The 10,317-nt window shown below is 74.4% G+C and carries 7 protein-coding genes; 4 read left to right on the forward strand and 3 right to left on the reverse strand.

Annotated features, from left to right (window positions below; all coding sequences use genetic code 11):
* The 4 genes from ACFU99_RS19200 to ACFU99_RS19215 form a co-directional block, all read left to right on the forward strand.
* A partial coding sequence (locus tag ACFU99_RS19200) for a beta-ketoacyl synthase N-terminal-like domain-containing protein (protein ID WP_384393328.1) occupies positions 1 to 4,540 on the forward strand: 4,540 nt, incomplete at its 5' end.
* 36 nt (positions 4,541 to 4,576) lie between these two features.
* Positions 4,577 to 5,707, forward strand: a complete 1,131-nt coding sequence (locus ACFU99_RS19205; protein ID WP_384393331.1) for a GSCFA domain-containing protein — start codon at positions 4,577 to 4,579, stop codon at positions 5,705 to 5,707.
* Positions 5,670 to 6,383, forward strand: a complete 714-nt coding sequence (locus ACFU99_RS19210; RefSeq protein ID WP_384393334.1) for a hypothetical protein — start codon at positions 5,670 to 5,672, stop codon at positions 6,381 to 6,383. The genes ACFU99_RS19205 and ACFU99_RS19210 overlap by 38 nt, the downstream gene beginning before the upstream one ends.
* A 71-nt stretch (positions 6,384 to 6,454) precedes the next feature.
* Complete coding sequence (locus tag ACFU99_RS19215; protein ID WP_384393336.1) at positions 6,455 to 7,327, forward strand: TauD/TfdA dioxygenase family protein; 873 nt, start codon at positions 6,455 to 6,457, stop codon at positions 7,325 to 7,327.
* Positions 7,328 to 7,364: 37 nt separating this feature from the next.
* On the opposite strand, the gene ACFU99_RS19220 is transcribed toward ACFU99_RS19215, so the two are convergent.
* The 3 genes from ACFU99_RS19220 to ACFU99_RS19230 all read right to left on the reverse strand — a co-directional run.
* Positions 7,365 to 8,150 carry a SpcZ gene (locus tag ACFU99_RS19220; RefSeq protein ID WP_384393339.1) on the reverse strand — a complete coding sequence of 262 codons (786 nt, stop codon included), beginning with the start codon at positions 8,148 to 8,150 and terminating at the stop codon, positions 7,365 to 7,367.
* A gap of 109 nt (positions 8,151 to 8,259) precedes the next feature.
* On the reverse strand, positions 8,260 to 9,477 hold the full coding sequence (locus ACFU99_RS19225) for a cysteine desulfurase-like protein (protein ID WP_384393342.1): 1,218 nt from the start codon (positions 9,475 to 9,477) through the stop codon (positions 8,260 to 8,262).
* A 100-nt stretch (positions 9,478 to 9,577) separates the two neighbouring features.
* On the reverse strand, positions 9,578 to 10,317 hold a 740-nt coding region (locus ACFU99_RS19230), incomplete at its 5' end, for an XdhC family protein (protein WP_384393345.1).

The raw sequence follows: 10,317 nt of genomic DNA on the forward strand, positions 1-10,317 counted from the left end.
GTCCGAGCTGTTCGAGGCGGTCGTCGGCAGGCCGGTCGGCCCGGAGGAACGCTTCTTCGACGCGGGGGCGACCAGTCTCGACCTGATGCGCTTCCACCTGCGCTGCCAGGCGGAGGACGACCTCCGCTTCTCCATCCCCGACCTGTTCGAGCACGTCACCATCGGGCGGCTGGCGCGCTTTCTCGACGGGCGGACGCCCACCGCCCCGACCGGGACGGTCGCGGCGACCGGAGCGGCCGATGAGCCGGTGGCCGTCGTCGGCATGGCGGTACGGCTGCCCGGCGCCGACGATCTGGCCTCGTTCTGGGAGATGGTGGAGAGCGGCGGCCGCGGCATCGAGCACTTCGACGCCCCCGACGGCCTCGTCGGCGCCCGCAGTTGGATGAACGGCCTGCTCTCCTTCGACCCGGAGCACTTCGGCCTCAGCCGCCAGGAGGCCCGGCTGATGGACCCCCAGCAGCGCCATCTGCTGATGACGGCCGTCCAGGCACTGGCCCATGCGGGTATAGCGGGGGCCACCGACGCCCCCGGTGAACACCCGCGCATCGGGATAGTCGCCGGCTGCGGCGAGAACACCTACTTCCAGTCCATGCTCCGCGACGCCGTCCCGGACCGGCTGCCCGACGGATTCCAGCTCGCGCTGCACCACGAGAAGGACTTCCTCACCACCAAGGTGGCCTACCACCTCGATCTGACGGGCCCGGCCCTCACCGTGCAGGCGTCCTGCGCCAGTTCGCTGACGGCGGTGCACGTGGCGGCCGGGCTGCTGCGGCAGGGGGACGCCGAGGTGATGCTGGCGGGGGGCGTGCTCGTCGACACGCTGCTCGGGGACGGATACCGGTACCGGCCGCAGCACATCTTCTCCGAGGACGGGCACTGCCGCCCGTTCAGCGACGACGCCGGCGGCACGATCGGGGGCAGCGGCGTCGGCGTGGTGGTGCTCAAGCCGCTGCGGCTGGCACGCCGGGACGGCGACACCGTCTACGCGGTGATCACCGGCTCGGCCCTCAACAACGACGGTTCGGGAAAGCTCGGTTACAGCGCGCCCTCGCTCGCCGGACAGCGTGAGGCGATCCGCACCGCGCTGCGCCGCAGCGGCCGGAGCGGCGCGGACGTCGGCTATGTGGAGGCGCACGGCACCGGCACCCGGCTCGGCGACCCGGTCGAGGTCGGCGCGCTGCGCCAGGCGTTCGGCCCGACCGGGCCGGAGAGCTGCGCGCTGGCGTCCGTGAAGAGCCAGATCGGCCACCTGGGCGCGGCCTCCGGCGTGATCGGGCTCGTACGGGCCGCCCTCGCCGTCCACCACGGAGTGATCCCGCCCAACGTCGACTTCCACCGCCCCAATCCGCGGCTCGCCGCCGACCTCGCCCCGTTCCGGATCCCCACACGGTCCGAGCAGTGGCCCGCCGGGCGGCCCAGGGTCGCGGCGGTGAGCAGCTTCGGCATCGGCGGGACCAACGCCCATCTGGTCCTGGAGGCCGCCGGATCCGCGCCGCCGCCGACCGATGCCGGGCCGTGCCTGGTGCTCTCCAGCAGCAGTACGGCGGGGCTGCGCGCCGACGCCCTGCGGATCGCCGACTATCTGGCGGCCCGGCCCGAGGCGTACGGGCAGGTGTTGCGCCACCTCCAGGCCGGTCGCGTACAGCGGCGCCTGCGGGCGGCGGCCGTCTGCGGCGACGCGGCGTCCGCGGTGGCCTGGCTGCGCGCGGTCGGCGCCGGTGACGTGACGCCTTCCGAGACGCCTCGAACCCCCGGCTCCCAGGCGCCGCGGGAGGAGGCCTCCACTCCCGAGGCGGCGGTCGCCGCCTGGCTCGCGGGGACCGCGCTCCAGTGGCCCGCCGGGCCCGCCTCGGCCCCCTGGGACTTCCCGCCGCCCGCCTTCGCCCTGGCCGACTACGACTTCGCACGCGCCACGCCCTCGAAGTCCCCCGGCACGGACGGCGCGAGCGGCTGGGAGGCGCCCCAGCGGCTGCCCGAGGCCGACTGGCTGCACCAGCCGCACTGGGTACGGCTCAGCCGCGCCACCGCCGGGACCGCGTCCGCCGCCCCCGGCCTGCTCGTGGTGATGACGGCCGACCCGCTGCCGCCCGACGCGCTGCGCCCCTTCGCGGCGGCGTACGAGCGGGTGGTGCGGGTCTGCGCGGCGGACGCGTTCGCCCGGCTCGGCGAGGACGCCTACGAGGTCGACCCGGCCGACCCGGACTCGCTGCGACAGCTCCTGGACGAACTGTCCGAGGCGGGCGCGGCGGGCGCGGCGGGCGTCGACTGGCTGCACGCGCTCCCGCTGGCCGTCGACGGCCCGGTGGGCGAGGACACGCTCGCGCGAGCCCAGTGGGCCTGCGTGGACACCCCGGCCGCTCTGCTCCAGGCGGTCGGCGGCCTGTCGTGGCCCGCCCGGCTGCGCCCCTGGTGGCTCTCGTACCGCGCCCAGCCCGTCGAAGGGACCGTCCAGCGCCCGGAGTCGGGCCTGCTGGCCGGGGTCTGCGAGGTCGCGCCGCAGGAGTGCGCGGTCGACGGCCGCTGGCTGGACCTGCCCGGCGCCGACCCGGCCGGCTGGGCCCCGCTGCTCCCGTCCCTCCTCGCCGCCGCCGACGCCGCCCCCGCGCTGCCGCGCCGCCTGGCGCTGCGCCAGGGTTACTGGTGGCACCAGGCGCTGCTGCCGGTTCCCGCGCCCGCCGTGACGGCGCCCTTCGCGCTGCCCGCGAGCGGCGGCACGTATCTGATCCTGGGCGGTACGGGCGGAATCGGCGCCGGCGTCGCGGCCTGGCTGCTGGAACGGTCCGACTGCCGCGTACTCCTGCTGGCCCGGCGGCCGGACCTGCCGGCCGGCCTCGTCCCGTGGGCGGACCGCGTCGAGCTGATCGAGGCCGATCTGGCCGAGGCGGCCCCCGAGGAGATCATGGACTGGCTCGACGGGCTCGCGTACGCCCGCCGGATCGACGGCGTCGTGCACGCCGCGGGCGCGGGGGCCGGCAATCTGATCGCCCGGCGCGACGCCCCCGCGATGCGCCGGGCCATGGCCGGCAAGCTGCGCGGCGCCCTGCTGGTGGAGCGGCTGATCGAGCGTCACCGGCCGGTGTTCGCCGCGTACTGCTCGTCGATGGCCGCGCAGTTCGGCGGGATCGGCCAGCTCGACTACGCCGCCGCGGGCGGCCTCCTGGACGGCTTCGCCCAGCACCGGGCCGAGGAGTCCGAGACCACGGTGCGGATCGGCGTGGACTGGGACATCTGGAGCGAGGTCGGCATGGCCCGGCACGCGCTGCGCTCCGACGCCCGCCACCAGGCGCATCTGACGGTCGGCCTGGCGGTGAAGGAGGGGCAGCGGCTGTTCGCGCAGGCGCTCCAGCTGCAACTGCCGCAGTTGCTGGTCTCCACGACCGACATCGCGCGGGCACGCGTCTTCTACGCACCGGACGCCGACATTCCGAAGGCCGACGCGCCCAAAACCACCCGCCCCATACAAGCCGCGCACACCGCACCCGCTTCGGCAGCCGATCAGCTCTCCGTCCGGCTGTGCGACTGGCTGGGCCTGGACGCACTCGACCCCGCCGCCTCCCTCTACGACCACGGCGCCGACTCGCTGACCCTCCTCGACCTGATCGGCGAGGTGAAGGAGCACTTCGGCGTCGACCTGGAGCTGTCCCAGCTGAGCCACCAGGTCAGCCTCTCCGAGGTGCTGGCCCGGCTCGACGAGTCGGGCCCCGCCGAATCGACTGCCGAATCGACTGCCGAATCGACTGCCGAATCATCCACCCTGCCGTCTGCCGAGATCCCCGTCACGCTGGAGGTCTGGCAGCAGGGCGAGGGACGCGACGTCCTGTGCCTGGTCCACCCGGTCGGCGGGGACATCCAGGCATACCGCGCTCTCGTCTCGGCCCTCGATCCGCGCCTCACCGTCTGCCTGATCGCCGACCCCGGGCTGCTCCGCCCCGACCCGCCCGCCTGGTCGCTGGCCGAGCGGGCCCGCCGCTACCACGCCGCGCTCCAGGCCCGCTTCCCGCACGACGAGTGGCGACGGCAGCTGGGCGGCTGGTCCTTCGGGGCCTGGGTGGCGCAGTCGATGGCGGCCGAGGCGGAGGCGGCCGGTCACCCGGCGGCCGGGCTCTACCTGGTGGACCCGCCGCCGCCGGACGCCGGTCCGCGCTTCGCCGCGTACGACGAGTCGCGGCTCGAAGCGGTCTTCGCCCACGAGCTGGGCCAGGGCGGCGGCGCGGGAACGTCCACGAGCCGGGAGACGGCGGCGTACGCGGAGCGGCTGGCGCGCTGCTGCCACGCCAATATGGCGGGTATGGCGGGCCACGAACCGCCGCCGCTGTCCCGTACGCCGAGCCGGCTGTGGCTCGCCGGGCGGCCGGTGGCCGGTCTGCCCGCGCAGGTTTCCCCGCAGGAGCAGCAGGAGCAATGGCGGGCACTGCTGCCGGAGCCCTCGGGCTCGTACATCCTGGACACCACCCACTACGACATCGTCCGGCCGCCTCAGGTGCAGTCGGTGGCCGACGCCGTCAACTCCGCGTCGCTGCCGGACCCCGCGCCGCGCTGACACCGCCCACGACAGGACGAAGAGTTGGAGTCGGACTTGGACACCACCGGCACCGGGCCGAGCCCGGACCCCGCGACGGGCCACCCCTACCAATCGCTGCCGTCGCGCTCGTTCTGGCGCTCCGCCGTGGCCGAGCCGGAGATGACGGACATCGGCGGTCTGTGGTCGCCCAAGTTCGGCATCGGGCAGGACGAGCCCGTCCTCACCGCCGGTTCGTGCTTCGCCCGCCACATCGGCCGCGCGCTGCGCGAGCGCGGCATGAACTGGCGCGACGCCGAACCGGCCCCGCCGGGGCTGACCGAGGCCGAGCGGGCGGCCCGCCACTACGGCGTGTTCTCCTTCCGCACCGGGAACGTCTACACCGCCGCCATGCTGCGGCAGTGGCTGTCCTGGGCGCATGGCGAGAGCGCGCCGCCCGACGAGGTGTGGAGCGAGGACGGCCGCTTCTACGACCCGTTCCGCCCGGCCGTCGAGCCCTCGGGCCACGGCTCGGCCGAGGAGGTGCGGGAGGCGCGCGAGGCGACGCTCGGGGCCGTACGGGGCGCCGTGGCCGGGGCGGGCGTGCTGATCTTCACTCTCGGCCTGACCGAGGCGTGGCGGGACCGCGCCACGGGCACGGTCCACCCGGTCTGCCCCGGCACGGTGCGCGGCACGTACGACGCCGAGCGGTACGGGTTCCACAACTTCACCTATCCCGAGGTGTACGAGGACCTCTCGGCCGCCATCGCGCTGGCCCGCGCCGCCAACCCCCGGCTGCGGGTGCTGCTGACCGTCTCGCCGGTGCCGCTGACCGCGACGGCCACCGGCGGCCACGTCCTCACGGCCACCACCTACTCCAAGTCCGTCCTGCGCGCGGTGGCCGGGCAACTGGCCCAGGAACTGGACCACGTCGACTACTTCCCCGCGTACGAGCTGGTCACGGGCTTCCCGTTCAAGGCGGCATGCTTCGAGCCGAATCTGCGGACGGTCGCGCCGGAGGGCGTCGCCTTCGTCATGCGCCACTTCTTCGACGGCCTCGCCCGACGCCCCGCCGAAGCGGTGACCGAAGCGGCGGCCGAAGCCGAAGCCGCCCCCGGGCCCGGCCCGTCCGCCGAGCCCGCCGCACCTGCCACCGGAGAGGACATCTGGTGTGACGACGCCCTACTCGACTACTACAACCCCCGCTAGCACGACGCCCCCCGCCCGGTTCCTGCTGCTGGGCGACTCGCACGCCGGGCCGATCGGCCGGGCCGCGAAGGACGCCGGAATCCCGTTCAGCGGCGGACCGATCGGCGCGGGGCGCGACTTCAACGCCGACTTCTTCGACGTGCGCGAGGGCGACGTCGTGTTCCGCAAGCCGCAGGCGGACGCGTACTACCGCGGCTTCCTGACCGAGCTGAACACGGCGGGGCTCGACCGGCTGACGGTCCCGCTGGTGGCGACGTTCGGCTTCAGCGCCCATTTCATCGCCACGACCCAGAACTGGCACCTCTACCGCACCCGCGACGGCGGATTCCCGCCCGGCTTCCTGACCGGTTCGCTGTTCGACGCCGTCGTCCGCGCCACGGTCCGCGACGCGCTGGCCTTCTACGCGCACGCGCGCGCCCTGGGCCTGCGGGTGCTGGCCGTGATGGGCCCGCAGCGGGTGCCGAGCTTCTCCGACCCGGTGGTCTTCAGGGCGGCGCAGGACGTGGTGCGCGGCGCGCTGGCCGAGACCGGCGTGGAGGTCGTGGACCTGCGGTCGCGCGTGACCGGCGAGGACGGTTTCCAGCGCCCCGAACTGTGCGAGAGCAACGACGTGATCCACGGCAATCTGGCGTTCGGCCGAATGATTGTGACGGAACTGCTGGAGCGGGGCCTGTAGGCCCCACGCGAGTCCCCCGCCCCGGTCGTCATCGGCCGACACCCCGCAACCCCCACCCCCAGGAGGACGAAATGGAGCAGTACGCACTGGATGCCGTCGAGCGCATCACCACGAGGCCGCCGGAGGTCTACGGCTCCATCGGCGTCGACGCGCTGACGCCGCTGGTCGGCGCGGAGATCTCAGGTCTGGATCTGTCGAAGGAGCTGACGGAGGAGCAGGTCGACGAGCTCAAGCGGGCCTTCCTCGCGCACCATGTGCTGGTCTTCCGGGACCAGCACATGTCGGGCGACGACCACAAGCGGATCGCCGGGCACTTCGGCGAGCTGCACCTGGTGGCCGCGCCCGTCGAGGACTCGGACCCGTACATCCTCGAACTCAGCACCACCAAGGAATCGCGGGCCGTGGCGGGCAACGGCTGGCACGCCGACGGCACCGCCGACGCCGAGCCGTCGCTCGGCTCGATGCTCTACATCACCCGCACCCCGGAGATCGGCAGCGGCGGGGACACGCTCTTCGCGGACATGCACATGGCTTACGAGCTGCTGTCGCCGGCCATGAAGACGTTCCTGGAAGGGCTGACGGCGGTCCATGACGGGCTGCTGCCCTGGCAGGGCGAGACCCCGCCGGCCGACTACGTCGTGCCCAAGAACGAACACCCGGTGATCGCCCGCCACCCCGAGACCGGCCGCAAGCTGCTGTTCGTCAACGGGGCCTACACCTCCCACATACCGCAGCTGACGCGCGCCGAGAGCCGGGCGGTCCTGGACATGCTGTACGCCCACATCGCGGGCACCCCCATGCTGTCCTGCCGGGTCCGCTGGGCCCCGAACACTCTGGTGTTCTGGGACAACCGCTGCGTGCAGCACCACGCGACGTGGGACTACTACCCGCACGCGCGGTACGGGCAGCGCATCGCCATCAAGGGGACGCGGCCCCGGGCCTGAGTCCCGGGGCCCGCCCGCCCACGCTCATGCCCGCGTCTCAGGCCGCGGCGGCCCGGCCCAGGCTGTCGGCGAGCCCGTCGGCCAACCGCGCGCAGGCTTCCCGGCGCCGCTCGTCGCGGCCCTCGGCGTCGCCGTCGTCCCCGTCCCGGTCGGCGAGGGCCAGGACGTAGGCGCGTACGGACGCGAAGGGGTAGGTCTCGGCGTAGGCGCGGGCGTCCGCCGAGGCGTACGCGGCAGCGGCGGCTCGCGCGGTGGCGAGCGCGTTGGCGGCGGCGTAGGAACGGGCGTTGGCGTCGGTGCTGAGTTTGGCGTAGCCGTCGGCGAACTCGGCGGCCTTCCGCTCGCCGTAGTCGTTCGCCATCGCGTAGGCGTGGGCGTCGGCGGAAGCCGTGGCGAACGCCTCGTCGTAGGCGTACGCGTGCCGGTACACCTCCGCCAGCGCCGCGCCGAGCGCCGCCTCCCATTCGTCCGCCCCGACCCGCTCCCCGGCCGCCGCCCGTACGTGCAGCGCCCGCACCGCCTCCTGGGCCCCGGCGTCGTCGCCGCGCCGCACAGCGGCCTCCGCCAGCAGCGGCGCGACGGTGCCCGCGTGCCAGTCGTGGACCACGGAGAAGGGCACGCCCCCGCCGAGGCGCACGAGTTCGCCGTGTATGCGCCGGGCCCACCCGGTGGCCGCGGCGGCGTCCTGGCCGTCGAAGAGCGCACCGACGATCTGCGCGAACCAGGGCGCCGGAGCACCGTCGTACGAGCCGGCCGCGTGGCCTTCTTCGAGCCGGGCGAGGAACTGGTCGAACGTCTCGGGTGCGACCGGGGGAAGAGTCATGCGTCTCTCCTGTATGGGCTGTCGCGGCCGCTGGTGCTCCGGCCTCCGCCAGGGATGATCACCGTAACCCGGCGATCTTCCCTACGGAATGCCGGACGGCCCCTGCCCCTCAGCCCTCGCCCGCGCCGAGTTCGGCGACGGCGGTGAGCAGCCGGTCCACGTCCGAGCGGTCGTTGTAGTGGACGAGACCCGCGCGGACCGCGCCGCCGCTGTCGCGCAGGCCGAGGGCGCCGGTCAGTTCCCAGGCGTAGTTGTGGCCGTGCCATACGTTCACGCGCCGGTACGCGAGGGGTTCGGCGACCTCGCGCGGGGTGCGGCCCGCCACTCGGAAGAAGGCGGTGGCGGTGCGGTGGGCGGGCTTGCCGTACAGGGTGACGTAAGGCAGCTCCTCCAGGCCGTGCAGCAGGGTGCCGAACAGCTCGTGCTCGTAGCGCTCCACCGCCGCCATCGACGCGAGCAGCTTCCCCCGGCGGGAGAGCGACGGGTCGGGCGCGGCGAGCGAGGCCAGGTGGTCCACGGCCGCCGCGAGGCCGGCGAAGTCCGCGTACGCCGGGGTGCCGGTCTCGAAACGGTCCGGCACCCCGTCGGGCGCGGGCAGCAGCTTGTCGGGCCGCAGGGTGTCCAGCAGTTCGGGCGCGGCGACGAGGGCCCCGATGTGCGGCCCGGACCACTTGTAGGCGCTGGTGATATAGAAGTCCGCGCCCATCTCCCGTACGTCGACGGGGCCGTGCGGCGTGGCGTGGACGCCGTCGACGAAGGTCAGCGCCCCGGCCGCGTGCGCCTTGGCGGTGATCGCGGCGACGTCGGGGCGGGTGCCGATGACGTTGCTCGCGGCGGTGACGGCGACCAGCCGGGTGCGCTCGTCGAGCAGCGCGTCGTACTGCTCGGCCGGCAACTCGCCGGTGACCGGGTCCGCTTCGGCCCATCGCACCTCGGCCCCCGCGCGGGCGGCGGCCTGCGCCCAGGGCCGGATGTTGGCGTCGTGGTCGAGACGGGAGAGCACGATCCGGTCGCCGGGCCGCCAGGTGTCGGCGAGGGTCTGCGCGAAGCGGTACACCACCGTCGTGGAGTTCGGCCCGAGCACCACGCCGCCGGGCTCGCCGCCCACCAGGTCGGCCACCGCGCTCCGCGCCTCGGAGACGATCGCCTCCGTGCGGTGACTGGCGGGGAACGGCCCGCCGGCGTTGCCGATGCCGGCCCGGTAGGCGGCGGCGATGGCGTCGATCACGGGCGTCGGCACTTGGGTGCCCGCGGCGCCGTCGAGGTAGGCGTATCCGTCGCGCAGGGCGGGATACATGGCACGTATGGCTGCTGCGTCAAAACCCATGGGGATCAGCCTGACTCCTGCCGTGCCCCCTGGGAAGACCGGCCACTCCGCCCCCGCCCCACCGCCCGGAGGCGCAGGCCGTCGGACAGGGCCCCGGCCCTCAAGCCGCCGCGTGCGCACCCACCGCGCCGGACCCGGCCCGGTCCGCGTCGCTGCCCCGACCACTCCCCGCAGCGCGGTGAATCGGCACCCCCGCCCCTGTCAGCGGGCGGCCCGTGCCCCCCTCCCTGGCCGCGACGATCTCGGCGGCGATGGAGAGGGCGGTCTCCTCCGGCGTGCGGGCGCCGAGGTCGAGGCCGATCGGGGAGTGGAGGCGGGCGAGTTCGGTTTCGGTGACGCCGACCTCGCGGAGCCGGCGGTTGCGGTCCTCGTGGGTGCGGCGGGAGCCCATCGCGCCGACGAAGGCGACCGGCAGCCGCAGGGCCGCCTCCAGCAGGGGCACGTCGAACTTGGCGTCGTGGGTCAGGACGCACAGGACCGTGCGGCTGTCGGTCGCGGTGCGTCCGAGGTAGTGGTGCGGCCACTCGACCACGATGTCGTCGGCCTCGGGGAAGCGGACGCGGGTGGCGAAGACGGGCCGGGCGTCGCACACGGTCACGTGATAGCCGAGGAATTTGCCCGTACGCACGAGGGCCGACGCGAAGTCCACCGCGCCGAAGACGATCATGCGGGGCGGCGGCACGCTCGACTCGACGAGCAGGGTGCGGTCCGGCTCGCAGTGCCGGCCGGCCGTCGAGACGTCGACGGTTCCGGTGCGGCCGGCGGCCAGCAGGGCGCGGGCCTCCGCCGCCGCCGTGCGGGACAGCTCGGCGGGTCCGTCGAGCCCGCCCTCGTACGTAC

Source organism: Streptomyces sp. NPDC057654 (genome assembly GCF_042800135.1).
Lineage (GTDB): Bacteria > Actinomycetota > Actinomycetes > Streptomycetales > Streptomycetaceae > Streptomyces.